Source organism: Streptomyces sp. NPDC005898 (genome assembly GCF_040629635.1).
In the GTDB taxonomy this organism is placed as follows: domain Bacteria; phylum Actinomycetota; class Actinomycetes; order Streptomycetales; family Streptomycetaceae; genus Streptomyces.
In genome coordinates this window covers 74,920-99,362 of record NZ_JBEXWC010000007.1, presented here as the reverse complement: position 1 = coordinate 99,362, position 24,443 = coordinate 74,920, and the positions used below count along the sequence as shown (strand labels likewise).

The 24,443-nt window shown below is 73.3% G+C and carries 28 protein-coding genes; 22 read left to right on the top strand and 6 right to left on the bottom strand.

Annotated features, from left to right (window positions below; all coding sequences use genetic code 11):
- Positions 1 to 14: 14 nt before the first annotated feature.
- Complete coding sequence (locus ABZ385_RS12325; protein WP_358583115.1) at positions 15 to 194, bottom strand: hypothetical protein; 180 nt, start codon at positions 192 to 194, stop codon at positions 15 to 17.
- 337 nt (positions 195 to 531) lie between these two features.
- Here ABZ385_RS12325 and ABZ385_RS12320 point away from each other — a divergent pair, with 337 nt between their 5' ends.
- The 4 genes from ABZ385_RS12320 to ABZ385_RS12305 all read left to right on the top strand — a co-directional run bounded on the left by ABZ385_RS12320 (position 532) and on the right by ABZ385_RS12305 (position 4,793).
- Positions 532 to 1,782, top strand: a complete 1,251-nt coding sequence (locus tag ABZ385_RS12320; protein ID WP_358583113.1) for an NYN domain-containing protein — start codon at positions 532 to 534, stop codon at positions 1,780 to 1,782.
- A 135-nt stretch (positions 1,783 to 1,917) separates the two neighbouring features.
- Complete coding sequence (locus ABZ385_RS12315; RefSeq protein WP_358911374.1) at positions 1,918 to 2,880, top strand: ABC transporter ATP-binding protein; 963 nt, start codon at positions 1,918 to 1,920, stop codon at positions 2,878 to 2,880.
- 430 nt (positions 2,881 to 3,310) lie between these two features.
- Positions 3,311 to 4,108, top strand: coding sequence for an ABC transporter permease (locus ABZ385_RS12310; RefSeq protein ID WP_358583125.1), 798 nt, complete (start codon positions 3,311 to 3,313; stop codon positions 4,106 to 4,108).
- Between the two features lie 34 nt (positions 4,109 to 4,142).
- Positions 4,143 to 4,793, top strand: coding sequence for a DUF2567 domain-containing protein (locus ABZ385_RS12305; RefSeq protein WP_358911228.1), 651 nt, complete (start codon positions 4,143 to 4,145; stop codon positions 4,791 to 4,793).
- 71 nt (positions 4,794 to 4,864) lie between these two features.
- Here the strand turns inward: ABZ385_RS12305 and ybaK are convergent, their stop codons facing one another.
- The 4 genes from ybaK to ABZ385_RS12285 form a co-directional block, all read right to left on the bottom strand.
- Positions 4,865 to 5,362, bottom strand: a complete 498-nt coding sequence (ybaK, locus tag ABZ385_RS12300) for a Cys-tRNA(Pro) deacylase (RefSeq protein WP_358583111.1) — start codon at positions 5,360 to 5,362, stop codon at positions 4,865 to 4,867.
- Between the two features lie 30 nt (positions 5,363 to 5,392).
- Complete coding sequence (locus ABZ385_RS12295; protein ID WP_358583109.1) at positions 5,393 to 6,139, bottom strand: LON peptidase substrate-binding domain-containing protein; 747 nt, start codon at positions 6,137 to 6,139, stop codon at positions 5,393 to 5,395.
- Positions 6,140 to 6,141: 2 nt separating this feature from the next.
- A complete protein-coding gene (locus ABZ385_RS12290; protein WP_358911372.1) occupies positions 6,142 to 7,113 on the bottom strand; it encodes a hypothetical protein in 972 nt (323 codons plus the stop codon).
- A gap of 209 nt (positions 7,114 to 7,322) precedes the next feature.
- Positions 7,323 to 8,837 carry an oxidoreductase gene (locus tag ABZ385_RS12285; RefSeq protein ID WP_358583122.1) on the bottom strand — a complete coding sequence of 505 codons (1,515 nt, stop codon included), beginning with the start codon at positions 8,835 to 8,837 and terminating at the stop codon, positions 7,323 to 7,325.
- Between the two features lie 235 nt (positions 8,838 to 9,072).
- On the opposite strand from ABZ385_RS12285, the gene hisD reads away from it, so the two are divergent.
- The 10 genes from hisD (at position 9,073) to ABZ385_RS12235 (ending at position 16,805) form a co-directional block, all read left to right on the top strand.
- Positions 9,073 to 10,404, top strand: coding sequence for a histidinol dehydrogenase (gene hisD, locus ABZ385_RS12280; protein ID WP_358697942.1), 1,332 nt, complete (start codon positions 9,073 to 9,075; stop codon positions 10,402 to 10,404).
- Entirely contained in the window at positions 10,401 to 11,513 is a 1,113-nt protein-coding gene (locus ABZ385_RS12275; protein WP_358583107.1) for a histidinol-phosphate transaminase, read from the top strand. Before hisD ends, ABZ385_RS12275 begins: the two co-directional genes overlap by 4 nt.
- Positions 11,510 to 12,103, top strand: a complete 594-nt coding sequence (gene hisB / locus ABZ385_RS12270) for an imidazoleglycerol-phosphate dehydratase HisB (protein WP_030783956.1) — start codon at positions 11,510 to 11,512, stop codon at positions 12,101 to 12,103. Before ABZ385_RS12275 ends, hisB begins: the two co-directional genes overlap by 4 nt.
- A gap of 3 nt (positions 12,104 to 12,106) precedes the next feature.
- Entirely contained in the window at positions 12,107 to 12,271 is a 165-nt protein-coding gene (locus ABZ385_RS12265) for a hypothetical protein (protein ID WP_358583106.1), read from the top strand.
- 17 nt (positions 12,272 to 12,288) lie between these two features.
- Positions 12,289 to 12,930, top strand: a complete 642-nt coding sequence (hisH, locus tag ABZ385_RS12260) for an imidazole glycerol phosphate synthase subunit HisH (protein WP_358583104.1) — start codon at positions 12,289 to 12,291, stop codon at positions 12,928 to 12,930.
- Positions 12,927 to 13,664: a bifunctional 1-(5-phosphoribosyl)-5-((5-phosphoribosylamino)methylideneamino)imidazole-4-carboxamide isomerase/phosphoribosylanthranilate isomerase PriA gene (priA, locus tag ABZ385_RS12255; RefSeq protein WP_358583103.1), complete on the top strand. Its 738-nt coding sequence runs from the start codon at positions 12,927 to 12,929 to the stop codon at positions 13,662 to 13,664. The genes hisH and priA overlap by 4 nt, the downstream gene beginning before the upstream one ends.
- Positions 13,661 to 14,071 carry a RidA family protein gene (locus ABZ385_RS12250; RefSeq protein ID WP_358583101.1) on the top strand — a complete coding sequence of 137 codons (411 nt, stop codon included), beginning with the start codon at positions 13,661 to 13,663 and terminating at the stop codon, positions 14,069 to 14,071. Before priA ends, ABZ385_RS12250 begins: the two co-directional genes overlap by 4 nt.
- Positions 14,068 to 14,823 carry an imidazole glycerol phosphate synthase subunit HisF gene (gene hisF, locus ABZ385_RS12245; protein ID WP_358583099.1) on the top strand — a complete coding sequence of 252 codons (756 nt, stop codon included), beginning with the start codon at positions 14,068 to 14,070 and terminating at the stop codon, positions 14,821 to 14,823. Before ABZ385_RS12250 ends, hisF begins: the two co-directional genes overlap by 4 nt.
- A 90-nt stretch (positions 14,824 to 14,913) precedes the next feature.
- The gene (locus tag ABZ385_RS12240; protein ID WP_358911226.1) at positions 14,914 to 15,528 is read left to right on the top strand and encodes a helix-turn-helix domain-containing protein; all 615 of its coding nucleotides are present in this window, start codon (positions 14,914 to 14,916) and stop codon (positions 15,526 to 15,528) included.
- An 11-nt stretch (positions 15,529 to 15,539) separates the two neighbouring features.
- Entirely contained in the window at positions 15,540 to 16,805 is a 1,266-nt protein-coding gene (locus ABZ385_RS12235) for an MFS transporter (RefSeq protein WP_358911224.1), read from the top strand.
- Positions 16,806 to 16,835: 30 nt separating this feature from the next.
- Here the strand turns inward: ABZ385_RS12235 and ABZ385_RS12230 are convergent, their stop codons facing one another.
- Entirely contained in the window at positions 16,836 to 17,471 is a 636-nt protein-coding gene (locus ABZ385_RS12230; protein WP_358699970.1) for a TIGR03085 family metal-binding protein, read from the bottom strand.
- A gap of 82 nt (positions 17,472 to 17,553) precedes the next feature.
- Here ABZ385_RS12230 and hisI point away from each other — a divergent pair, with 82 nt between their 5' ends.
- The 8 genes from hisI to trpA all read left to right on the top strand — a co-directional run bounded on the left by hisI (position 17,554) and on the right by trpA (position 24,389).
- Positions 17,554 to 17,940 carry a phosphoribosyl-AMP cyclohydrolase gene (hisI, locus tag ABZ385_RS12225; RefSeq protein ID WP_358699969.1) on the top strand — a complete coding sequence of 129 codons (387 nt, stop codon included), beginning with the start codon at positions 17,554 to 17,556 and terminating at the stop codon, positions 17,938 to 17,940.
- Positions 17,941 to 17,951: 11 nt separating this feature from the next.
- Entirely contained in the window at positions 17,952 to 19,460 is a 1,509-nt protein-coding gene (locus ABZ385_RS12220) for an anthranilate synthase component I (RefSeq protein ID WP_358583093.1), read from the top strand.
- 7 nt (positions 19,461 to 19,467) lie between these two features.
- Positions 19,468 to 20,133, top strand: a complete 666-nt coding sequence (locus ABZ385_RS12215; protein ID WP_358911223.1) for a TIGR02234 family membrane protein — start codon at positions 19,468 to 19,470, stop codon at positions 20,131 to 20,133.
- A gap of 106 nt (positions 20,134 to 20,239) precedes the next feature.
- On the top strand, positions 20,240 to 20,464 hold the full coding sequence (locus ABZ385_RS12210; RefSeq protein ID WP_358583091.1) for an HGxxPAAW family protein: 225 nt from the start codon (positions 20,240 to 20,242) through the stop codon (positions 20,462 to 20,464).
- Between the two features lie 126 nt (positions 20,465 to 20,590).
- The gene (locus tag ABZ385_RS12205; RefSeq protein WP_358583089.1) at positions 20,591 to 21,034 is read left to right on the top strand and encodes a DUF2752 domain-containing protein; all 444 of its coding nucleotides are present in this window, start codon (positions 20,591 to 20,593) and stop codon (positions 21,032 to 21,034) included.
- A 142-nt stretch (positions 21,035 to 21,176) separates the two neighbouring features.
- Positions 21,177 to 21,986 (top strand): indole-3-glycerol phosphate synthase TrpC, encoded by an 810-nt coding sequence (gene trpC / locus ABZ385_RS12200; RefSeq protein ID WP_358583088.1) that lies wholly within the window; start codon positions 21,177 to 21,179, stop codon positions 21,984 to 21,986.
- A gap of 307 nt (positions 21,987 to 22,293) precedes the next feature.
- Complete coding sequence (gene trpB / locus ABZ385_RS12195) at positions 22,294 to 23,577, top strand: tryptophan synthase subunit beta (protein WP_358911221.1); 1,284 nt, start codon at positions 22,294 to 22,296, stop codon at positions 23,575 to 23,577.
- Positions 23,574 to 24,389 carry a tryptophan synthase subunit alpha gene (trpA, locus tag ABZ385_RS12190; protein WP_358911219.1) on the top strand — a complete coding sequence of 272 codons (816 nt, stop codon included), beginning with the start codon at positions 23,574 to 23,576 and terminating at the stop codon, positions 24,387 to 24,389. Before trpB ends, trpA begins: the two co-directional genes overlap by 4 nt.
- Positions 24,390 to 24,443: the final 54 nt, after the last annotated feature.

Below are 24,443 nucleotides of genomic sequence, written 5' to 3'. Positions count from 1 at the left end.
TGCCTCGCCGTGCGTCAGTTGTGGCCGAAGCGGCGCTGGTGCTTACGGGCAACATCAGCGGGGCTGCCCTGAGCCTGCGTCTCCATCGGCGACTGGGCCTCGACGGCGGCCGACTTGGCCTGCTCCGATGCCCGCTCGGCCGCCGAGGCGCGGTTCTCCTGGCTGCCCTGCTTGCGATTCTTGTTCTTGGCCATGGTGATCTTCCTCCTGAGGGGGACCTGGGGGCCATGACGCGATCAGGTTCACATACGTCGACAAGCCGCGCATTTCGGGCAATTACCGTGTGTAATAAGGTCCGCCTCCGCGAGATGCGCCCATACGCCACGCCGAAGATCGAGTTCCGGCCGTTAACCTCCGCCGGGTCGGGCAGACTCGAAGCGAACCCGAGGCGGCCCCGCACCCGCACTCCTGACTCGTTTCCGTCACAGGGTGTGTTCGTGGGCCATCGAGGGAACGTCCAGGAACCTCCGGGCACTTTTCAGGGACTTCCGCCGAAGGCCGGAGAACCTCCAGGGAAAGAGGGTGGATCGCGTGGACCGCTGCATCGTCCTGGTGGACGCCGGGTATCTGCTGGGTGCCGCCGCGAGTCTCCTCGCGGGGGAACCCTCCAGGTCCCGGATCACCGTCGACCACTCCGCCCTGATCCGGGGGCTGCGCGAACGCGCGGAAGCCGACACCGAGCGCCCGCTGCTGCGCATCTACTGGTTCGACGGGGCACCCGACCGCGTGCCCCAGCCCGAGCACCGGCGCCTGCGCGTCATGCCGCGCGTCACCGTCCGGCTCGGCGCCCTGACCCGCAGCGACGGGCGATGGGCGCAAAAGGGCGTGGACGCCGCCATGCACGCCGAGCTGACCGAGCTGGCCCGCAACCGCGCCTGTTCCGACATCGTGCTCGTGACCGGCGACGGCGACCTGCTGCCGGGCATGATGGCCGCCAAGGAGCACGGCGTCGCCGTCCACCTGTGGGCCGTCCAGGCCGCCGACGGCGACTACAACCAGTCCGAGGACCTGGTCGCCGAGGCCGACGAGCGGCGCGTGCTCGACCGGGCGTGGATCACCAAGGCGGTACGCCCCAAGGAACTCTCCGGCATCTGCGGCGCCCCGCCGCCCGCGCCGCGCCCCGAGATCGCCGCGATCCTCTCCGCGCCGCTCCCGGAGTCCGCCCTCGCCGCCGCCGCCCAGCGCGCCGAGGAGGAGGCGACCACCACCCCCGCCCCCAATGGCGACACCCCCTCCAACGGCCGGGAACCCGGCGAGCACCGCGGCCCCTCCGGCAAGGGCGTGCCCACCCCCAAGGACCTGGCCGCCCTGCGCGGCCCCGGCACCCAGACCGCGCAGCACCCCACGAACGCGACGCTGCGGTGGTCCTCCGACAAGGGCTGGGTCGAGCGGCCCGGCGGCGCCCCCGAGGGCCCCGAGGCCGCCGCCCTGCCGACCCTCGCCCAGCTGACCACCGCCGAGCAGCGCTGGGCCGACCGCGAGGAGGACATCACCACCGTCGGCGGCGACCCCTACGAGGTCGGACAGGTGTTCGCCCGGCGCTGGACGGCCCGCCTCCCCGAACAGCACAACCTCCAGAAACTGTCCACGATGTACCCGCGCATCCCGCACCGCATCGACGGCGAGCTGCTGCGCTACGCCGCGCGGTTCGGCCTGCTCGCCCACAAGGACGACCAGATCGACGAGCACGACCGGTACGCGATCCGGGCCGGCTTCTGGCGGGAGATCGACGGGCGGACGGCCACCGAGCACGCGCCCGCGGGGGACCGGGCAGGTGACTGATACGGGGCGTACGGGGCGCCCCGGGCGTCATCTCGCCCCGTGGACCCCGTAGGCTCGTCCTTCGTGAGTACGCGCCCGGCACCGGCAGTCCGACAGGGACTCCGTCAGGAACACGGCAGCGACGCCGTCTGCGCGGTGCGCGACCTGGTCAAGACCTACCCCGCGGCCCGTGGGAGGCGCGGCAGGCCCGCGACGCCCGAGGTCCGCGCCAGCGACGGCATCTGCCTCACGGTGCGGCGCGGCGAGATCTTCGGTCTGCTCGGCCCCAACGGCGCCGGCAAATCCACCCTCGTACGCCAGCTGACCGGGCTCATGCGGCCCGACAGCGGCGCCGTCGACATCCTCGGGCACGACATCGTGCGCCACCCCGAGCGGGCCGCGCGGATCCTCGCCTACCTCGGGCAGGAGTCCACCGCGCTGGACGAGCTGACGGTGTCGCTCGCCGTCGAGACGACCGCGCGGCTGCGCGGGCTCGACGTGCGCCGGGCGCGGGCCGAGCGGGACGCGGTCCTGACGGAGCTGGCGCTCACGGGGCTGGCCTCACGGCCGCTGAAGAAGCTCTCCGGCGGGCAGCGGCGGCTCGCCTGCTTCGCCACCGCGCTGGTGGGGGAGCGGCCGCTGCTCGTCCTGGACGAGCCGACCACCGGGATGGACCCCGTCGCGCGGCGTGCCGTGTGGGCGGCGATCGACCGGCGCCGGGCCGAGCGGGGGACGACGGTGCTGCTCGTCACGCACAACGTCATCGAGGCGGAGACCGTCCTTGACCGGGTCGCCGTCCTCGACCGGGGGCGGGTCATCGCCTGCGACACCCCGGCCGGGCTCAAGGAGAAGGTCGCCGACGAGGTGCGGGTGGAGCTGGTGTGGCGGGAGCGAGCGCCGATCGGCGTCCCCGAGGTGGCCGCGCTCCGCTCCCTCGCCGTCGAGACGGGGCGGCGGTGGTCCTTGCGGCTCGCGCCCGATGAGGCTCGGGCGGCTGTCGCGGCGGTTACTGGCGGGGTCGCCTTTGGGGCCTTGGATGACTTCACCGTGGCCACGGCCAGTCTTGAGGACGTCTATCTCGCGTTGGGTGGGAGTGGGCGGGGGCTGGTGAAGGCGTGACGGTGGCTTCGGGTTCTGGTTCGGCTGTGGGTTCTTGTGCGGGTTCGTGGGGGTCTGGCTGTGCCGCCGCTTCGCGGCGGATGTCTCCCACCCACCCACCCGTTTACCCGGCGTCGGGTCGCCGGGCGGGGGTGGGTCGGGTCTTGCCCGCGTCGGGTCGCCCGGCGGGGGTGGGTCGGGTCTTGCCCGTGTCGGGTCGCCGGGCGGGGGTGGGTCGGGTCTTGCCCGTGTCGGGTCGCCGGGCGGGGACGGGTCGGGTTTTGCCCGCGGCGGGTCGCCGGGCGGGGACGGGTCGGATTTTGTCCGCGTCGGGTCGCCCGGCGGGGGTGGGGTGGGTTTTGCCCGCGGTGGGTCGCGGGGTAGGGGCCCTTAGGGGCGCGGCTCTGTGTGGGAAGGGTGTTTGGTGAGCGCGGTTCCTCTGGAGGTTGCCGTGCGGGGCGACAGTGCGCACGCGGGGCAGGACGTCGAAGGGTCCGCGGTGCTCGGGCCGCGCGCCCGGCTGCTGCCGGCGCTCGCCGCCGTCTACCGGGCCCAGCTCTCGCGCGCGCGGGTCGCCCGGATGCCGCTGCTCTTCGTGGCGACCTTCCAGTCCATCGGCATCATGATCCTGATGCGCGGCGTCGTCGACGGCGGCGGCGAGGCCCGCGCGGTCGTCGCCGGGTCCTCCGTGCTCGTCGTCGCGTTCGTCGCGCTCAACCTCCTCGCGCAGTACTTCGGCCGGCTCCGCGCCGACGGCGGGCTCGACCACTACGCCACGCTGCCCGTGCCGCCCGCCTCCGTGGTGCTGGGCGCGGCGGCCGCGTACGCCTCCTTCACGGTGCCCGGCACCCTCGTCACGGCGGTCGTCGGATGCGGGCTCTTCGGGCTGCCGCTGACCCACCTGTGGGTGCTCGTCGCGGTGATCCCGCTGGCCGGCGCCGCCCTCGCGGGCCTCGGTGCCGCGCTGGGGCTGCTCGCGCCGCGGCCCGAACTGGCCACCCTCCTCGGCCAGCTGGGCATGTCGGCGGCGCTGCTGCTCGGCGTGCTGCCCGCCGAGCGGATGCCCACGCTGCTCCAGTACGCGCGCGACCTGCTGCCGTCCACGTACGGAGTGGAGGCCTTCGCCCGTACGTTCGATCCAAACCCGGACTGGGCCGTCGTCGCCCTCGATCTGGCGGTCTGCGCGGGGGTCGGCGTCGCCTCGCTCGCGGCCGCCACGTGGGCGTACCGCCGGGCGGCCGTCCGGTGACGCGCCGCACAGGGAGTACTGGCACGATGTGTGGGTGACCGCACCGCTGACTCCCTCCCAACCGCCGCACGACCGACCCGCGCACGACCCCTGGCAGGTACCCGCGCAGCCGTACGGAGCGCTGCCCCCGTACGGTCACGAGGAGGACGGGCCCGGCATGAAGAAGGAACTGCTGCAGTCCGCGGCGATCATGGTCCTGGTGGCTCTCGGCGGCCTGGTGCTCGGTGCGCTGTGGATCTGGATGGCGCCGCGCATCCCGCTCATCTCGGACGGCGAGGCGGTGTACCTCAAGGACACCGAGGGCGAGCAGGCGATCGGTGTCGACGGAACGTTCACTCTGCTCTCGCTCGCCTTCGGCGCCGTCAGTGGCGTCGTGGCCTTCCTGGTGCGCAGGAGCGGGGGCGTCCCGATGGTCGCGGGGCTCGCGGTGGGCAGCCTGCTGGGCGCCCTGCTGGCCTGGAAGCTCGGGGGTCTGCTCGGACCCGACACGGACGTCGTCGCGCACGCCAAGGCCGTCGGCAAGGGCGTCGTCTTCAACGCGCCCCTGCAACTCAAGGCCAAGGGCACTCTCCTCACCTGGCCGGTGGCCGCGCTGGCCGTCCACCTCGGCCTCACCGCCCTGTTCGGACCGCGCGACCCGGACCCGTACCCGGACCCGTACCCGGACCCGTACCCGCCGGCCTAGGCGGGGCGCCTGCCGTGGCCGGCCCCGCGCTTCTTCGCGGGACTGTCACGTCGTACGGGCAGGCGGCGGCCTCACGCCCTGCCGATGGGCGCGAGCACCGCTTCCGTGAGCTTCGCCAGGTCGTCCGGCGCCAGCTCGACCTCCAGGCCGCGACGGCCCGCGGAGACATGGATGGTGGCGTGGGCCGTCGCCGAGTCGTCCAGGACCGTGCGCAGCTTCTTGCGCTGGCCCAGCGGGGAGATGCCGCCGCGCACATAGCCCGTGGTGCGTTCGGCGGCCGCCGGGTCGGCCATCACCGCGCGCTTGCCGTGCACCGCGGCGGCCAGCGCCTTCAGGTCCAGGGAACCCGCGACCGGCACCACGGCCACGGTCAGCTCGCCGTCCACCTCCGCGACCAGGGTCTTGAACACGCGGTCGGGCGGGACGCCCATGGCCTGCGCGGCCTCCTCGCCGTACGAGGTCCGGGCGGGGTCGTGCTCGTAGGAGTGCACCGTGAAGGCGGTGCCCGCCGCGGTGAGCGCCACCGTCGCCGGGGTGCCGGCCGCCTGCTTCTTCTGCTTCTTCGCCAAGGTGCTCGCCTTACCTCGCTCGGCCGTGGATCAGTTGAGGCTGGTCGTCCCGCGCGTCAGCTCCGTCGCGGGCAGCGACGGCAGATTGCGGATGATCGCGGTCTCCGCGCGCAGCAGCCCCAGCTCGTCGCGCAGCCGCGAGGCGGTGTCCGGCGCCTCCAGGAGCCGCTGCTTCGTCGGGGTGTCCAGGACCGCCGCGGCGGCCACCAGATACGAGACCACGGACGGCTCGTCCGGCAGCTCGGCGCCCGTCGTCAGCGACCGCTCCCGCGCCCCGGCCAGCCGCTTCTGATAGGAGCGGAAGGCGCGCAGGACCCCGTCGGCGAGCGTGCCCGCCCCCTCGCCCAGCTCCTCCGGCACCTCCTCGACCTCGGCGGTCAGGTAGGCCCCGGAAGCCTCGATCGACACGACGCGCACGCGCGTCGTACCGGTGGCCAGCACCTCGAAGCCGCCGTCGGCGCGCTCCCTGATCGTCGCGGCGTCCGCCACGCAGCCGACGGCGTGGAAGGCCTTGAGCGGGTCGTCGCCGAAGCCGGCGGCGGGGCCGTGCTCGGGCAGCGCGGTCTGGTCGGGGAGGCCGGGCGCGCTCGGCGCCACCTCCAGGCCGTCGCGGATGGCGACGACGACGAACTGGCGCGGCTCCTCCTCGGGGGTCTTGAGCAGGTCGCGCATCATGGCGCGATAGCGCTCCTCGAAGACGTTCAGCGGCAGTACGAGGCCGGGGAACAGCACCGAGTTGAGCGGAAAGAGCGGAAGCCGGATGGTCACGACCGGCAAGCCTAATGCTCGTCGGCGCCGGCGCGTCCGCGCGGCGGCCGCAGAGGCGTCGTCGAGGCCACTTCTATCCGCACGCCGTCGCGCAGCTCCAGGAACTGGCCCAGCGGGTCGTCGGCCATCCGGTCCCAGGGGAAGGACGTCGCGTACGGGCCGATCAGGCGCAGCTGCTCCAGTGCGTCCTCCCAGCGTTCCAGGCGGACCAGGACGTAGGTGAGGAGGTTGCGGACCTCGGCGGGCCAGGGGTCGCAGGCCTCGTACTCGCGGGAGAGGCCGATCGCGAGGTCGGCCGCCGCGTCCAGGCGCTCGCGCGGCACTTTCCCCGAGGGGCTGGTGAGATAGGCGAAGGCGGCCCGTGCCGGGAGAACCTGTATCAGCGAGCCGGGCAGCGCGTCCGCGGCGGCGCGCTCGGCGAAGTCGAAGCACTCGCGGTGCGAGCCGTACCAGGCGGCCGACAGGTACTGCAGGGCCGAGGCGTGGCATCCGTAGTGGTACGAGGAGCGGCGCACCGCCTGTGCCCAGAGCTGTTCGAAGACGGTGTGCGGGGCGTGGATGCCCCGCGCGTGGTCCAGGGCGATCCGCCAGGGCACGGGGTCGCGCGGGGCGGCCTCGGCGGCGGCGGCGAGCAGCGGGCTCATCTCGCGCAGCAGCTCGGCGCGGGCCGGGGACTCCCAGCCGCGCATCACCGCCAGTTCCGCCTTGACGAGGAGGGCGTCCGGGTCGTGCGGGGACGCCTCCAGCCAGTTGTCGAACCACTCCGGGCGGGAGCGGGCGAAGGCGGCGAGCCGGGTGGTGTAGCGGTCGCGGTTCTCCCACTCGGCGGCCTCGCGGCTGGTGGCGAGCAGCTTGGCCGCCGGGCCGTGATCGCCCCGGCCCGCGGCGACGAGCGCGGGGGCCAGCTGCTCGTCGGGCACGTCGAGGAGCACCTCCTCGTCCGGCGGCAGGCCGGCGGCGAGCCGCGGGGTGTGCCGGAGCATGCGGGCGGTCCGGACGAAGGCACGCAGCACCCGTGCCCTCCTTTGCCTCGACCGGCGTCGCTCGCGCGGGGGCCGGTCACCGTCGTGGTCGCTCAATCGGTCGTCATCGGTCGCTCGATTGCTGGTCGCGCAGGAAGGACGGCCACAGCGCGGAGAAGGTTGCCCACGACCGGATAACGGTTCGGCAGCCACCCGCGCCCCGCCGCCCCTCAGTTGCGGCGCAGCAGGCGTGTGGCGCCCGCCGCCACCGTGGTCGCGAGGACCCAGCCGAGCAGGATCAGCGCCGTCGAGAACCACTGCCAGCCGCCGCGCAGCTGCCAGTAGCTGTCCTGGCCCAGGTCGATCACGGGCAGCAGCAGGTCGAGGGAGAAGAGCGCCGGGTTCCAGTGCGGGTGTTCGCCCGGTTTGATCGCCGGGTGGTCGGCGTGCGAGAAGGCCACCGCGCTGACCGCCCACAGCACGGCCATCCACACCGCAGCCCGGCCCGGCCGGTAGCCGTACGCGACCGTCCAGTCCTGCGCGTACCCCCACAGCTTCGCCGCCAGCGGCAGCGTCTCGCGGCGTCGGCGCTGCTTGGCGAGGAGGACCTCGCGGGCGTCGGCGTCCTCGCCGCCGTTGCGCAGGACGGCGGCGAGCTTCTCGTACGGCTCCGGGTTGTACTCGGCGGTCGCGGCCGCCACCCAGCTCAGCCGTAGGGCGAGCGGGAAACTGCCCTGCGGGACGAGGTTCTCGTAGGTGAAGCCGCCCATCTGGAGGCCGCCGGGACCGGGCCAGCTCGTCGCCCGGTCGATGAGGTTCACGACCTTGGCGCCGGACAGGACGACCTTGCCGCGCGCCGGCGCCTCGCCGAGGAAGCGCAGCTCGGGCGTCTGCACGCGGCGCAGCGAGATCTCCTGGTCGTTCTGGAGCGTGAAGCGGGCCGCCGCGAAGTCGATGGCGTCGCCGAAGCGGCCGTCGTCGAGCCGGATGCCGCCCTCGCACTCGAAGCGCTGCACACGGGTGCCGCGCGCCGGGGTCGTACCGCTCGTCTGCGGCGGATTGCCGACCGCCGCCGGGGTTAAGTAGAGCGTTCGTTCCACGGTGAGTTGGGGGGCGTTGAGCGCGTACCGCCCGTACTGGTTGATCAGCCGGCTGCCGCGCAGGCTCAGCGAGACGCCGACCTTCGCGCCGCGCATGCTCAGCTCGCCGTGCGACTCCATCATCTCGGCCTGGAGGTCCTGCCCGACGGTGAGCCCGTCGCCGGTGATGGAGCGGCTGCGCCGGTCGCGGTAGACCACCACCTGGTTCAGGAGCAGGTCCGTGCCGATCTGGGCGTCCGTGAGGCGGATGCCGTTGTGGACCCGGCAGCGCGGCAGGTGCAGGTCGCCCTCCGTGTGCAGCCGGGCCGCCTCCAGGCGCGGGATCGAGCAGTCGACGAGCCGCAGCGTCGCGAAGCGGGTCTCCGGCAGGAGCACCTCCTTCTCGAAGCGGCAGTGCTTCAACTCCGTGTACGGCACGACGGTCCCGCCCGCGAGATCGAGCACGTCGGTGATCTGCACGCCCGCCAGCTTCAGCGAGGAGACGCGGCCCGCGAGCGCGGGCGGCCCGTCCAGCAGCAGCCAGCACACGATGCGCGCCCGGACGCTGCGCTCGGGACCCCAGGGGTGGCCGCCGTGCGGATCGTCCACCGCGGCGTCACCGGATCTGAGGTCGTACACACTGCCGTTGCGGAAGGCCTGCCACATGCCGATCTCCGCGGCGGTCAGCCCGTCCGGCGGGTCACCGGTACCGGCGTCGTCGACCACTGCTGTCTTCCTCCCCGTCGCGGCGCGCCCATGCCTCGCGCACCTGCCTCGTACACCTGTTTCATGCCCGCTCCGTGACCGGCTGAACGCCTGGGGTGAACGGGCCACGCGAGATCTATATCAGCCAGTGATACGGGCGACCGACGTCGAAAGAAGGTCTGAGAGAATTGGCCATGTGATCTCTCGAATCGATCTGCGCGGCGACGCCCTCACGGAATTTCCGTCGGGGTCCGCCCTTCGCGCCCTGCTGCCCCGTGCCGACTTCGACGTCGCGGCCGCCCTGGAGAAGGTGCGGCCCATCTGCGAAGACGTGCATCATCGCGGCGACGCGGCGCTGATCGAGTACGCGGAGAAATTCGACGGCGTCCGGCTCGACCGGGTGCGGGTGCCCGCCGCCGCCCTCCAGGAGGCCCTGGCCGGTCTCGACCCCGTCGTGCGCGAGGCCCTGGAGGAGTCGATCCGCCGCGCCCGCGCCGTCCACCGCGAGCAGCGCCGCGCCCCGCACACCGTGCGGGTCGCGCCCGGCGGCAAGGTCACCGAGAAGTGGGTGCCGGTCGAGCGCGTCGGGCTCTACGCCCCCGGCGGCCGCTCCGTCTACCCCTCCTCCGTGATCATGAACGCCGTCCCGGCGCAGGAGGCGGGCGTCGCGTCGATGGCCCTCGCCTCGCCGCCCCAGGCCGACTTCGGCGGGCTCCCGCACCCCACGATCCTCGCCGCCTGCGCGCTCCTCGGCATCGACGAGGTGTACGCGGTCGGCGGCGCCCAGGCCGTCGCGATGTTCGCCTACGGCACCGAGACGTGCGCCCCGGCCAACATGGTCACCGGCCCCGGCAACATCTGGGTCGCCGCCGCCAAGCGCTACTTCACCGGCCGCATCGGCATCGACACCGAGGCCGGCCCGACCGAGATCGCGGTCCTCGCCGACGACACCGCCGACCCGGCGCACGTCGCGTCCGACCTGATCAGCCAGGCCGAGCACGACCCGCTCGCCGCCGCCGTCCTCGTCACGGACTCCGTGGCGCTCGCGGACGCCGTCGAGAAGGAGCTGGCGCCGCAGATCGCCGCCACCAAGCACGTCGAGGACCGGATCGTGCCCGCGCTCCAGGGCCGCCAGTCCGCGATCGTGCTGGTCGACGGCCTGGAAGAGGGCCTGCGGGTCGTCGACGCGTACGGCGCCGAGCACCTGGAGATCCAGACCGCCGACGCCGCCGCCGTCGCCGACCGCGTGCGGAACGCGGGCGCGATCTTCGTCGGCCCCTGGGCGCCCGTCTCCCTCGGCGACTACTGCGCGGGCTCCAACCACGTCCTGCCCACCGGCGGCTGCGCCTGCCACTCCTCGGGCCTGTCCGTCCAGTCGTTCCTGCGCGGCATCCACATCGTGGACTACACCCGCGAGGCGCTGGCCGAGGTCGCCCACCACGTGGTGACGCTCGCCGAGGCGGAGGACCTGCCGGCGCACGGCGCGGCGATCAAGGCAAGGTTCGGATGGCAGGTGCCGGGCCAGTGAGCGACGTACGCATCGACGATCTGCCCGTCCGCGACGAGCTGCGCGGCAAGTCCCCCTACGGGGCGCCCCAGCTCGACGTACCGGTGCGCCTGAACACCAACGAGAACCCCTACCCGCTGCCCGAGCCGCTCGTCGAGCGCATCGCCGAGCGGGTCCGCGAGGCCGCCCGCGACCTCAACCGCTACCCCGACCGGGACGCGGTCGAGCTGCGCACCGAACTCGCGCGCTACCTCACCCGCACCACCGGCCACGAGGTCGCCCTCGCCAACGTCTGGGCGGCCAACGGCTCCAACGAGGTCATCCAGCAGCTCCTGCAGACCTTCGGCGGCCCCGGCAGGACGGCCATCGGCTTCGAGCCCTCGTACTCGATGCACGGCCTGATCGCGCGCGGCACCGGCACCACCTGGCTCTCGGGCCCCCGCCACGAGGACTTCACGGTCGACGTGGCGGCGGCCACCGAGGCCATCGCCGAGCACCGGCCGGACGTCGTCTTCGTGACGACGCCCAACAACCCCACCGGTACCGCCGTGCCCGCCGACACGGTCCTCGCCCTCTACGAGGCCGCGCAGGCCGCCAAGCCGTCCATGGTCGTCGTGGACGAGGCGTACGTGGAATTCAGCCACGGCGACTCGCTGCTCCCGCTGATCGACGGACGGCCGAACCTCGTCGTCTCGCGGACCATGTCCAAGGCCTTCGGCGCGGCCGGACTGCGCCTCGGCTACCTCGCCGCCCACCCCGCGGTGGTCGACGCCGTGCAGCTGGTGCGCCTGCCGTACCACCTGTCGGCCGTCACCCAGGCCACCGCGCTCGCCGCCCTGGAGCACACCGACACGCTCCTGAAGTACGTGGAGCAGCTCAAGGCCGAACGCGACCGCCTCGTCACCGAGCTGCGCGCGCTGGGCTACGAGGTGACCGACTCCGACGCCAACTTCGTCCAGTTCGGACGGTTCCCCGACGCCCACGAGGTGTGGCAGCGGATCCTCGACCGGGGCGTCCTGGTCCGGGACAACGGCGTACCGGGGTGGCTGCGGGTCACCGCGGGAACCCCGGCCGAAAACGACGCGTTCCTCGATGCGGTACGCGAACTCAAGAAGGAGCACGGCGCATGAGCCGCGTAGGACGGGTCGAACGGACCACCAAGGAGACGTCGGTCGTCGTGGAGATCGACCTCGACGGCACCGGAAAGGTCGACGTGTCGACCGGGGTCGGCTTCTACGACCACATGCTCGACCAGCTCGGCCGGCACGGCCTGTTCGACCTCACGGTCAAGACCGAGGGCGACCTGCACATCGACTCCCACCACACCATCGAGGACACCGCGCTCGCGCTCGGCGCCGCCTTCAAGCAGGCCCTCGGCGACAAGGTGGGCATCTACCGCTTCGGCAACTGCACGGTCCCGCTGGACGAGTCGCTCGCCCAGGTGACGGTCGACCTCTCCGGGCGCCCCTACCTCGTGCACACCGAGCCCGAGAAGATGGCGCCGATGATCGGCGAGTACGACACGACGATGACCCGGCACATCCTGGAGTCCTTCGTCGCGCAGGCGCAGATCGCCCTGCACGTCCACGTGCCGTACGGGCGCAACGCCCACCACATCGTGGAGTGCCAGTTCAAGGCCCTCGCCCGGGCCCTGCGGTACGCGTCCGAGCGGGACCCGCGCGCGGCCGGCATCCTGCCCTCAACGAAGGGCGCGCTGTAACCCATGACCGGCCTCAACACCATCCTCATCGTCGTCGGTCTCTTCCTGATCGGCGGCGTCATCTCCTTCGTCAAGCAGGGGATGCCCAAGAGCCTGATCACGCTGCTGTCCATCGCCGCGGTGATGTGTCTGGCGGCGGGCGTCCTGCGACTCGACTACTGGAACTGACGGGAGGCGTACGACAGATGAGCACTCCCAAGAAGGTCGTCGTCTTCGACTACGGCTTCGGCAACGTCCGCTCCGCCGAGCGCGCCCTCGCGCGCGCGGGGGCCGACGTCGAGATCACCCGCGACTACGACCGGGCCATGAACGCCGACGGCCTGCTCGTGCCCGGCGTCGGCGCCTTCGCGGCCTGCATGCGGGGCCTGCGGGACGCGCGCGGCGACTGGATCGTCGGGCGGCGCCTCGCCGGTGGCCGCCCCGTGATGGGCATCTGCGTGGGCATGCAGATCCTCTTCGAACGCGGCATCGAGCACGGCGTGGAGACCGAGGGCCTGGACGAGTGGCCCGGCACGGTCGAGCCGCTGAAGGCCGAGATCGTCCCGCACATGGGCTGGAACACCGTCGAGACCCCGGCGGGCTCCACGCTCTTCAAGGGCCTGGACGACGACGCCCGCTTCTACTTCGTGCACTCCTACGCCGTGCACCACTGGTCTTTCGAAGTCGCGAACCCGGCGATGCGCGCCCCGCACGTCACCTGGTCCACGCACGGCGAGCCCTTCGTGGCGGCCGTGGAGAACGGCGCCCTGTGCGCCACGCAGTTCCACCCCGAGAAGTCCGGCGACGCCGGCGCCCAGCTCCTCACCAACTGGATCGGAACCCTGTGAGCATCCTCGAACTCCTTCCCGCCGTCGACGTCCGCGACGGCCAGGCCGTACGCCTCGTCCACGGCGAGTCCGGCTCGGAGACCTCCTACGGCTCCCCGCTGGAGGCCGCCCTCGCCTGGCAGCGGTCGGGCGCCGAGTGGCTGCACCTGGTCGACCTGGACGCCGCGTTCGGCACGGGTGACAACCGGGGCCTCATCGCCGAGGTCGCGGGGAGCCTCGCGGGCGACGGCATCAAGGTGGAGCTGTCCGGCGGCATCCGCGACGACGCCTCGCTGGCCGCCGCCCTCGCCACCGGCTGCACCCGCGTCAACCTCGGCACCGCCGCCCTGGAGACCCCCGAGTGGGTCGCCAAGGTCATCGCCGAGCACGGCGACAAGATCGCGGTCGGCCTCGACGTACGCGGCACGACGCTGCGCGGCCGCGGCTGGACCCGCGACGGCGGCGACCTCTACGAGACGCTGGCGCGCCTGGACTCCGAGGGCTGCGCGCGCTACGTGGTCACCGACATCGCCAAGGACGGCACGCTCCAGGGCCCCAACCTGGAGCTGCTGCGCGACGTGTGCGCGGCCACGGACCGCCCGGTGGTCGCCTCCGGCGGTGTGAGCAGCCTGGACGACCTGCGCGCGATCTCCGAGCTCGTCCCGCTCGGCGTCGAGGGCGCGATCGTGGGCAAGGCGCTGTACGCGAAGGCGTTCACGCTGGAAGAGGCGCTCGCCGCGGTGGCGTCGTCATGAGCGACGTCGTACGCCGCGTCGGCTCGGGCGGCCCGTGGGAAGAGGCCATCGGCTACTCACGTGCCGTCGCGCTGCCGAACGGTCTCGTCCTGGTCTCCGGCTGCACGTCCGTGGTGGACGGCGTGATCGAGGCCGGCACCCCCTACGAGCAGACCCGCAACGCCTTCCAGGTCGCCTTCGACGCCCTCGGGCAGCTCGGCCTCGGCCGGGAGCACGTCGTGCGCACCCGCATGTACCTCACGCACGCGCGCGACGTGGAGGACGTGGGCCGGGCCCACAAGGAACTCTTCGACGCGGTCCGCCCGGCCGCCTCGATGCTGATCGTCTCCGGCTTCGTCGACCCGAGCCTGGTCGTGGAGGTCGAGGTGGAGGCGTACGCCCCCACGACCGGGGGAGAGGCGCGGTGACCCTCTCCGTACGCGTGATCCCCTGCCTCGACGTGGACAACGGCCGCGTCGTCAAGGGCGTCAACTTCCAGAACCTGCGCGACGCGGGCGACCCCGTCGAGATGGCCAAGGTGTACGACGCCGAGGGCGCCGACGAGCTGACCTTCCTGGACATCACCGCCTCCTCCGGCAACCGCGAGACGACCTACGACGTGGTCCGCCGCACCGCCGAGCAGGTCTTCATCCCGCTCACGGTCGGCGGCGGCGTGCGCACCGCCGAGGACGTCGACAAGCTGCTGCGCGCCGGCGCGGACAAGGTCGGTGTGAACACCGCCGCGATCGCCCGCCCCGACCTGATCCGCGAGATCGCCGAGCGGTTCGGCCGGCAGGTGCTCGTCCTGTCCGTGGACGCGCGCCGCACCCCGTCCGGCTCCTTCGAGGTGACGACGCACGGCGGCCGCGAGTCGGCCGGCATCGACGCCGTCGAATGGGCGCATCAGGCCGCCGAGTTGGGCGCGGGCGAGATCCTGCTCAACTCGATGGACGCCGACGGCACCAAGGACGGCTACGACATCGAGATGATCGAGGCCGTACGCAAGCACGTCACGGTGCCGGTCATCGCCTCGGGTGGCGCGGGCCGCCTGGAGCACTTCCCCCCGGCCATCGCGGCGGGCGCGGACGCGGTCCTCGCGGCGTCGGTCTTCCACTTCGGCGACCTGCGGATCGGTGAGGTCAAGGAGACCTTGCGGGAGGCCGGACACCCGGTGCGCTAGCGCGAGGACGCCAGGCCCCAGGGCGAGCTGCGAAAGAAAAGTTGCGCAATTTATATTGCGCAACTTTTCTTTCGTACCTACGGTGACGCCATGGACGACGCTCAGCAGCCCTCGCCCCGCCCTGCCCGCCCCACCCGCCGCATCACCGACGTCGGCACGCTCAAGGCCTTCGGCCACCCCCTGCGGATGAAGCTGTACGGCGCCGTGCGGGTGGCCGGACCCGCGACCGCCTCGCAGCTCGCCGCGCAGGTCGACGAGGCCGTCTCGCTCGTCAGCTACCACCTGCGCAAGCTCGCCGAGCACGGCCTGATCGAGGAGGCCGAGGCGCGCAGCGCGGACGCGCGGGAGCGCTGGTGGCAGGCCGCGCAGGACACCCTGAGCTTCCGGCACGAGGACTTCAAGGACAGCCCCGAGGGCGTGGCCACGCACACGGCCGTCGTCCGCGGCCTTATCGCCCACCGCAACGAGCAGTACGAGACCTACCTCGACCAGCAGGCGGCCTGGGGCGAGCGGTGGCGCGGGGCGGCGGACCAGTCGGACTTCCTGGCCCGGCTCAACCCGGCCGAACTCACCGCCCTCACCGCGGAGATCCACGCCCTGATCAAGACGTACGAGGAGCGCGGCAAGGCCGCCGAGGCGGCGGGCGACACCGAGGACCGCGAGAACGTCGCCGTCCACCTCGCCGGCTTCCCGTTCCGGATCTGAGGGTCCGCCCCATGACCACCACCGGCTTACGCCCGGCCCCCGCCGGCGTCGGGCGCCCCGCCCACCGCGACGGCAACGTCCTGCGCTGGCTCAGCGCCTACACCGCCTCGATGGTCGGCGACAGCGTCTACTTCGTGGCCCTGTCCTGGGCGGCCACCCGCACCGGCAGCCCCGCGCAGGCGGGCCTGGTCCTCGCCGTGGGAGCCGTGCCGCGCGCCGTCCTCATGCTCGGCGGCGGGGTCGTCGCCGACCGGTTCGGGCCGCGCCGCGTCGTCATCGCCAGCGACACCGTCCGGTGCCTGGTGATCCTGGGCGTGGCCGCGCTGCTGCTCCTCACCGCCCCCGGCATCTGGGCCCTGACCCTGGTCGCCCTGGTGTTCGGCGCCGTGGACGCGCTGTTCCTGCCGAGCGTCGGCACACTGCCGGCCCGCATCACCGCGCCGGGGCAGCTCGCCCGGGTGCAGGGCATGCGCGGGGTCGCGGCCCGCGTCGCCACGGTGGCCGGCGGCCCGCTGGGCGGCCTCGTGGTCGCCACGGGCGGCTCACCGGCGGCGTTCGGGGCGGCCGGCCTGCTCTTCGCGGTGTCCCTCGCGCTGCTGCTCGCCGTACGGGTGGGGGAGTTGCCCGGGGACGGGACGCGGGACCCGGAGCCCGGCGGACGGTTCGGGGGCGCGGGAAAGGAGTTGGGCGACGGCCTGCGCTACATCCGGGGCCACCGGGTCCTCGCCCCGCTGATGCTGGTGACCGCGGTCATCGAGCTGGGCTTCGCGGGGCCCGCGAACATCGGGCTCGTGCTGCTCGCCGAGGAGCGCGGCTGGGGCGCCTCGGGGCAGGGCTGGATCCTCGCCGGCTTCGGCGCCGGCGCCGGACTCGCCTCGCTGCTGCTCGCCGTGCGGGGCCGCGTGCCCCGCGCCGGAACCGTGCTGTCCCTCGCGGCCCTGCCGGGCACGGCCGCCCTCGCCGCGCTCGGCCTCGTGCCCTCGGTGGCGGGCGCCGTCGTGGCCGCGGTCCTCCTGGGGATGCTGATCGGACTGAGCGGCGCCCTGTGCGGGGCGCTGGCCCAGACCGTCACCGACCCCGCCTACCTGGGCCGCGTCACCGCGGTGGGCAGTCTCTTCACCCTCGGGATCGCCCCGCTCACCTACCCCGCGGTGGGCGCCGCGATCGGGGCGTGGGGCGTCGAGGCCGTGTTCGCCGGCTGCGCGGCGCTCAGCGCGGCCGGGGGCGTGCTCGGCCTCTGCTCACGCCCCCTGCGCCGCGCCGAACTCCCGCGCTGAGACGGCTTCCCCAGCGTCCCGGCTGCTTCCTCAGAGCCCCAGCTGCTTGGTCTCGTGCAGGGCGCCGATCGCGTTCTTGTCGCCGTCCAGGGACACGTCGGCGACGTCCTGGCGGCCGTACGCGAACAGCAGCAGTTCGGACGGTTCGCCCGTCGCCGTCACCACCGGGGTGCCCCGGTGGGCCACCGCCGTCTGGCCGTTCGGGCGGCGGAGCACCAGGCCCACCGGGGCCTTGCGGCCCAGCAGCCGGGCCGTGCGCTCCAGCCGGGACCACAGGGCGTCCGAGAAGACCGGGTCCAGGTCGCGCGGGCTCCAGCCGGGCCGCGCGCGGCGCACGTCCTCGGTGTGGACGTAGAACTCGACGGCGTTCGACGCCTCGTCCACCTGCTTGAGGTTGAAGGGCGAGAACCGCGGCGGCCCCGTTCTGATCAGCTGGATCAGCTCCTCGTACGGCTTGGCGGCGAACTCGGCCTGCACCCGCTCCAGGCGCCCCGCCAGCTGCTTGATGAGCAGCCCGCCCGCGGCGTCCGCGCGGCGCTCGCGCACCACCACGTGGGCCGCGAGGTCCCGGGTCCGCCAGCCCTCGCAGAGGGTCGGCGCCTCGGGGCCCTCCGCCTCCAACAGGTCGGCGAGGAGAAGTCGTTCACGCTTCGCATGGGTCGACATACCGGCAAGCCTACGGCCCTCCCCCCGGTCCGGACAGTGGACGCCCACCGGACCGGCCGCCCCGGCGCGGCACAATGGGCGCATGACCAGCGTGCCCCCGCCCAGCAGCGGCCTCGACCCGGAGATCGCCGCGCGCCTCAAGCGCAGCCCAGACGGCCTCCTGCCCGCCATCGCCCAGCAGTACGACACCGGTGAGGTGCTGATGCTCGGCTGGATGGACGACGAGGCGCTGCACCGCACCCTCACCACCGGGCGCTGCACCTACTGGTCGCGCAGCCGCCAGGAGTACTGGGTCAAGGGCGACACCTCCGGACACGTCCAGCACGTCAAGGAGGTCGCCCTGGACTGCGACGCGGACACCGTCCTCGTCCAGGTCGACCAGGTCGGCGCCGCCTGCCACACGGGCACCCGCACCTGCTTCGACTCCGACGTGCTGCCGCTGGCCGGCGCAGTGGCCCGCGGTCAGTAGGGTCTGCTGCCATGGACCTGGAGACCTTCCGCAAGCTCGCGAGCGACCGCCGCGTGATCCCCGTCAGCCGCAGGCTCCTCGCGGACGGCGACACCCCCGTCGGCCTCTACCGCAAGCTCGCCGCCGAACGCCCCGGCACCTTCCTCCTGGAGTCGGCGGAGAACGGCCGCAGCTGGTCCCGCTACTCCTTCGTGGGCGTCCGCAGCGCCGCCACCCTCACCGTCCGCGACGGGCAGGCCCACTGGCTGGGCACCCCGCCCGTCGGCGTGCCCACCGACGGCGACCCGCTCGCCGCCCTGCGCGCCACCATCGAGACCCTGCACACCCCCGGCGACCTGGTCGCCGACACCGGCCTGCCGCCCTTCACCGGCGGCATGGTCGGCTACCTCGGCTACGACATCGTGCGCCGCCTGGAGAAGATCGGCCCCGGCGAGCGCGACGACCTGCGCCTGCCCGAGCTGACCATGCTGCTCACCAGCGACCTCGCCGTGCTCGACCACTGGGACGGCTCGGTCCTCCTGATCGCCAACGCGATCAACCACAACGACCTCGACACCGGCGTCGACGAGGCCCACGCCGACGCCGTCGCCCGCCTCGACGCGATGGAGGCCGACCTCTCGCGCCCCGTCGCCCAGCCCCCGGCCGCGCTGCCGGCCTCCGAGTTGCCCGCGTACACCGCGCTGTGGGGCGGCGAGCAGTACCAGGAGGCCGTCGAGGACATCAAGGAGCGCATCCGGGCCGGCGAGGCCTTCCAGGTCGTGCCCTCCCAGCGCTTCGAAACGCCGTGCACGGCAAGCGCGTTGGACGTGTACCGGGTCCTGCGGGCCACCAACCCCTCGCCGTACATGTACCTCCTGCGCCTCGACGGGTTCGACGTCGTCGGCTCCAGCCCCGAGGCCCTCGTCAAGGTCGAGGACGGGCGCGCCATGGTCCACCCCATCGCCGGCACCCGCCACCGCGGCGCCACCCCGCGGGAGGACCAGGCGCTCGCCGACGAACTGCTCGCCGACCCCAAGGAGCGCGCCGAGCACCTCATGCTCGTCGACCTCGGCCGCAACGACCTGGGCCGCGTCTGCGAGCCGGGCTCCGTCGAGGTCGTCGACTTCATGTCCATCGAGAAGTACTCCCACGTCATGCACATCGTCTCGACGGTCACCGGACAGGTCGCCGAAGGCCGCACCGCCTTCGACGTGCTCACCGCCTGCTTCCCCGCCGGGACCCTCTCCGGCGCGCCCAAGCCGCGCGCCATGCAGATCATCGACGAGCTGGAGCCCTCCCGGCGCGGCCTGTACGGCGGCTGCGTCGGCTACCTCGACTTCGCGGGCGACTCCGACACCGCCATCGCCATCCGCACCGCCCTGCTGCGCGACGGCACGGCGTACGTGCAGGCCGGAGCCGGCGTCGTCGCCGATTCCGACCCCGTGGCCGAGGACACCGAGTGCCGCAACAAGGCCGCCGCCGTGCTGCGCGCCATCCACACCGCCAACCGCCTGCACGCCCCCGCGAGCCGTGAGGGATAGTGGGCAGGTGACTTCCGCAGTACCACCGCCCTCTTCCGAGACCCCTCCCGAGCCCGCCGGACCCGCCGAGACCCCGGCACAGCGTGGCAGCAGGCGCAGCATCGCCGCCGCGCTGCTGCTCGGCGCCCTCGGCGCGGCGCTCGCCCTGCTCGCCTCCCGCCAGACCTGGGCCCGCGGCACCGCGTCGGTGGCGGGCGGCGAGCTGCCCCTGAGCGTCACGGGCAGCGACGTCACCGGCGTGCCCGCGGCCCTCGCGATAGTGGGCCTCGCCGCGCTCGTCGCCGTCTTCGCGGTCCGCCGCGCCGGCCGCGCCCTGGTCTCCGTGCTGCTCACGCTCAGCGGCGCGGGCATCGTGGCCGCCGCCCTGCTCGGCGCGGGCGGCCGCGACGCGCTCGACGAGAAGGCCGCCACCGCGTCCGGCGACGCCGCCGCGACCATCGGCGACCTCGGCCACACCGGATGGCCGTACGCCGCGGCCGCCGCCGGCGTGCTGATCCTGCTCGCCGGGCTGCTCGCCCTCACCTACGGCCGCTCCTGGCCCGCGATGTCGGGCCGCTACGAACGCGACGGCTCGCCGAGCCCCCGCAAGGCCCGCCGCGCCCCCGATCCCGAGCGGCCCGAGGAACTGTGGAAGGCCCTGGACCGCGGCGAGGACCCGACGCGCGAAGCGTGACCCCGCGCTCACCCCTTACGCGCGGGTACGGGACAATGACGGCGAGCGTCCGACTCGCGGTGGGCCTGGCGCCCACCACCACGCATACAGCAACGAGGAGCAAGTCATGGCGGGTAGCCACGGACACACCCCGGCCGCCTGGACCGGTGTCATCATCGCCTTCATCGGTTTCTGCGTCGCGGGTGCCTTCATGGTGATGGCCAACGTGCCCGGGTTCTGGGCCGGCATGGCCCTCATCGCGCTCGGCGCCATCGTCGGTGGCGCCATGCGCGCCGCGGGTCTGGGCTCGAACAAGCGCCCGCAGCGCGAGGTCGTGCGGTCCGAGAGCTGACGTGCGTCGTACGGTCCGCCGTACGACGTCCGGTACGGAGAAGAGGCGGTCCGGCAGCAGCCGGAGCCGCCTCTTCTCGCGTGCGCCCACCGGGCGGCCGGCCCCCGCGCCGGGCACAATGCACGGATGAGCGCCGAAACCGACAGCGCGGGAACCGCCCGCAAGGGCGCGCCCGCCGTCCTGGGCCGCCTCCTGGTGCCCGCCGGTCTGCTCGCCTGCGTCAGCGGCGCCTTCGCCTACGTCGGCGCCGTCGACCCCAACGAACCGGGCCACTACCCCGTCTGCCCCCTGCTGCGCCTGACCGGCCTGTACTGCCCCGGCTGCGGCGGGCTGCGCAGCGCCCACGCCGTCGTCCACGGCGACCTCGCCACGGCGCTCGGCGCCAACGCGCTCGCCGTCGCCGGCTACGCGCTCCTCGCGTGCGGGTGGGCCGTGTGGGTGGTCAAGGCGGTGCGCGGACGGCCGCCGCGGATCGCGCTCGGCCCGGCGCACCTGTGGGCGCTCGGCGCGGTGGTCACGCTCTTCACCCTCGTGCGCAATCTGCCGTTCGGGTCATGGCTGCGTCCTTAGAACCCGCAGGCCACACGGGTGACGCCTGTCCAGGTCGTGGGACGGGCGTCAACCGGATGCGGGGGCTTCGCCCTCCTGCGGATACCATCGCAGTGACCAGCTTGAACGTCAGCTTCAACCGTCAGGGAAGGGGACCGCTCGCGTGAGTGTGCTCGACGAGATCATCGACGGAGTCCGTGCCGACCTCGCGGAGCGGCAGGCGCGCGTCAGCCTCGACGAGCTCAAGGAACGCGCGGCGAAGGCCCCCGCGGCGAAGGACGGCGCGGCCGCCCTGCGCGGTGACGGCGTGAAGGTCATCTGCGAGGTCAAGCGCTCCAGCCCCTCCAAGGGCGCGCTCGCCGCGATCGCCGACCCCGCCGGGCTCGCCGCCGACTACGAGGCGGGCGGCGCCGCCGTCATCTCCGTGCTCACCGAGGAGCGCCGCTTCGGCGGCTCGCTCGCCGACCTGGAGGCCGTCCGCGCCAAGGTCGACATCCCGGTGCTGCGCAAGGACTTCATCGTCACCTCGTACCAGTTGTGGGAGGCCCGGGCGTACGGCGCCGACCTCGCGCTGCTGATCGTGGCCGCCCTGGACCAGCCCGCCCTGGAGTCCCTCATCGAGCGCGCCGAGTCGATCGGCCTCACGCCGATCGTCGAGGTGCACGACGAGGACGAGGCCGAGCGCGCCGTGGACGCGGGTGCCCGCGTCGTGGGCGTCAACGCCCGCGACCTGAAGACGCTCAAGGTCGACCGCACGGTGTTCGAGCGGATCGCCCCCGAGCTGCCGGACAGCGTCGTCAAGATCGCCGAGTCGGGTGTGCGCGGCCCGCACGACCTGATCGCGTACGCCAACGCGGGCGCCGACGCGGTGCTCGTGGGCGAGTCCCTGGTCACCGGCCGCGACCCGAAGGCCGCGGTCTCCGACCTGGTCGCCGCCGGCGCTCACCCCGCGCTGCGGCACGGACGGAGCTGACCCCTCCCGATGCCGATCTCCGCCCGCCTGGCCCCCGGCTGCCGCCCCCGCGGCTGCCGGGCCCCCGCACGCCGTGTGCGGGGCAGGCGCGTGCGCTACCACATCGGCTCGGAGCCGGGCCAGATCCCCGGGATGCGATGGCGACGCGGCGCCTTGGACGCCGCGAGCTGAAACGCCCCTGAAAGGGGCGCGGGGAACCGCGCGAGCAGCCCACGACGGGCCGCAGTCGCGCTGAGTCCTGGAACGGCAGCGGCGACAAGGCGTACGCGAGACAGACGCCAACCCACGCCTCAGCGAGGAATCAGCCATGCCCAGCGAGTTCTTCATCCCGGACCCCGAGGGTCAAGTCCCGAGCGCCGAAGGCTACTTCGGCGCGTTCGGCGGCAAGTTCATCCCGGAGGCCCTCGTGGCCGCCGTGGACGAGGTCGCCGTCGAGTACGACAAGGCCAAGAGCGACCCCGCCTTCGCCGCGGAGCTCGACGACCTCCTGGTCAACTACACCGGCAGGCCCAGCAGCCTCACCGAGGTCCCCCGCTTCGCGAAGCACGCCGGGGGCGCCCGCGTCTTCCTCAAGCGCGAGGACCTCAACCACACCGGCTCGCACAAGATCAACAACGTGCTCGGCCAGGCCCTGCTCACCAAGCGGATGGGCAAGACCCGCGTCATCGCGGAGACCGGCGCCGGCCAGCACGGCGTCGCCACGGCCACCGCCTGCGCGCTCTTCGGCCTCGACTGCACCATCTACATGGGCGAGATCGACACCGAGCGCCAGGCCCTGAACGTGGCCCGCATGCGCATGCTCGGCGCCGAGGTCGTCGCCGTGAAGTCCGGCAGCCGCACCCTGAAGGACGCCATCAACGAGGCGTTCCGCGACTGGGTCGCCAACGTCGACCGCACCCACTACCTCTTCGGCACCGTCGCGGGCCCGCACCCCTTCCCCGCCATGGTCCGCGACTTCCACCGCGTCATCGGCGTCGAGGCCAGGCGGCAGATCCTGGAGCGCGCGGGACGGCTGCCCGACGCCGCCGTCGCCTGCGTGGGCGGCGGCTCCAACGCCATCGGCCTCTTCCACGCCTTCATCCCCGACGCCGACGTACGCCTCGTCGGCTGCGAGCCCGCCGGGCACGGCGTCGACACGGGCGAGCACGCGGCCACCCTGACCGCGGGCGAGCCGGGCATCCTGCACGGCTCCCGCTCCTACGTCCTGCAGGACGAGGAGGGCCAGATCACCGAGCCGTACTCGATCTCGGCGGGCCTGGACTACCCGGGCATCGGCCCCGAGCACGCCTACCTCAAGGACAGCGGCCGCGGCGAGTACCGCGCGGTCACCGACGACGCGGCCATGCAGGCCCTGCGGCTGCTCTCCCGCACCGAGGGCATCATCCCGGCCATCGAGAGCGCCCACGCGCTCGCCGGGGCGCTCGACGTCGGCAAGGAGCTGGGCGAGGACGGGCTGATCGTCGTCAACCTCTCCGGGCGCGGCGACAAGGACATGGACACCGCCGCGCGCTACTTCGACCTGTACGACACGGACGCCGCGGTCGAGGCCGACGCGGCGGCCACCGCGGAGATCGAGGGAGACGCCAAGTGAGCGGCAACATCCGACTGCTGAACGACACCCTGGCGGCCGCGAGGGCCGAGGGCCGCTCCGCGCTCATCGCCTATCTGCCCGCCGGTTTCCCCACCGTCGACGGCGCCATCGAGGCGGTCAAGGCCGTCTTCGACGGCGGCGCCGACATCGTCGAGGTCGGCCTGCCGCACAGCGACCCGGTGCTGGACGGCCCGGTCATCCAGACCGCCGACGACATCGCCCTGCGCGGCGGCCTCAAGATCCGCGACGTCATGCGCACCGTCCGCGAGGCCCACGAGGCGACCGGCAAGCCGGTGCTCGTCATGACGTACTGGAACCCCATCGACCGCTACGGCGTCGAGCGCTTCACCGCCGAACTCGCCGAGGCGGGCGGCGCCGGCTGCATCCTGCCCGACCTGCCCGTCCAGGAGTCCGCGCTGTGGCGTGAGCACGCCGACAAGCACGACCTCGCCACCGTCTTCGTCGTCGCGCCGAGCAGCAAGGACGAGCGGCTCGCCACCATCACGGCGGCGGGCTCCGGCTTCGTCTACGCGGCGTCGCTGATGGGCGTCACCGGCACCCGCGCCTCCGTCGGCGAACAGGCGCAGGACCTGGTGCGGCGCACCAAGGCCACCACCGACCTGCCGGTCTGCGTGGGGCTCGGCGTCTCCGACGCCCGGCAGGCCGCCGAAGTCGCGGGCTTCGCCGACGGGGTGATCGTCGGCTCCGCGTTCGTGCAGCGGATGCTGGACGCCGCGGACGGGGCCGCCGGACTCGCCGCCGTGCGCGCGCTCGCGGCCGAGCTGGCCGACGGGGTGCGCGGCAAGGCGTAACTCGTACGGGTGGACCTGGACCGGGGAGGCGCGCTCGCGCCTCCCCGGTTCGTT

What these genes read in the sequence shown, in the direction of transcription:
- ABZ385_RS12240 (WP_358911226.1), top strand. Translation starts at nt 14,914, where the DNA reads ATGGACGACGCTCAGCAGCCCTCGCCCCGCCCTGCCCGCCCCACCCGC.
- hisI (WP_358699969.1), top strand. Translation starts at nt 17,554, where the DNA reads ATGACCAGCGTGCCCCCGCCCAGCAGCGGCCTCGACCCGGAGATCGCC.
- ABZ385_RS12210 (WP_358583091.1), top strand. Translation starts at nt 20,240, where the DNA reads ATGGCGGGTAGCCACGGACACACCCCGGCCGCCTGGACCGGTGTCATC.
- ABZ385_RS12325 (WP_358583115.1), bottom strand. Translation starts at nt 194, where the DNA reads ATGGCCAAGAACAAGAATCGCAAGCAGGGCAGCCAGGAGAACCGCGCC.
- hisH (WP_358583104.1), top strand. Translation starts at nt 12,289, where the DNA reads ATGAGCACTCCCAAGAAGGTCGTCGTCTTCGACTACGGCTTCGGCAAC.
- trpB (WP_358911221.1), top strand. Translation starts at nt 22,294, where the DNA reads ATGCCCAGCGAGTTCTTCATCCCGGACCCCGAGGGTCAAGTCCCGAGC.
- ABZ385_RS12265 (WP_358583106.1), top strand. Translation starts at nt 12,107, where the DNA reads ATGACCGGCCTCAACACCATCCTCATCGTCGTCGGTCTCTTCCTGATC.
- ABZ385_RS12235 (WP_358911224.1), top strand. Translation starts at nt 15,540, where the DNA reads ATGACCACCACCGGCTTACGCCCGGCCCCCGCCGGCGTCGGGCGCCCC.
- ABZ385_RS12230 (WP_358699970.1), bottom strand. Translation starts at nt 17,471, where the DNA reads ATGTCGACCCATGCGAAGCGTGAACGACTTCTCCTCGCCGACCTGTTG.
- ABZ385_RS12205 (WP_358583089.1), top strand. Translation starts at nt 20,591, where the DNA reads ATGAGCGCCGAAACCGACAGCGCGGGAACCGCCCGCAAGGGCGCGCCC.
- ABZ385_RS12250 (WP_358583101.1), top strand. Translation starts at nt 13,661, where the DNA reads ATGAGCGACGTCGTACGCCGCGTCGGCTCGGGCGGCCCGTGGGAAGAG.
- ABZ385_RS12220 (WP_358583093.1), top strand. Translation starts at nt 17,952, where the DNA reads ATGGACCTGGAGACCTTCCGCAAGCTCGCGAGCGACCGCCGCGTGATC.
- ABZ385_RS12285 (WP_358583122.1), bottom strand. Translation starts at nt 8,837, where the DNA reads ATGTGGCAGGCCTTCCGCAACGGCAGTGTGTACGACCTCAGATCCGGT.
- hisB (WP_030783956.1), top strand. Translation starts at nt 11,510, where the DNA reads ATGAGCCGCGTAGGACGGGTCGAACGGACCACCAAGGAGACGTCGGTC.
- ABZ385_RS12290 (WP_358911372.1), bottom strand. Translation starts at nt 7,113, where the DNA reads ATGCTCCGGCACACCCCGCGGCTCGCCGCCGGCCTGCCGCCGGACGAG.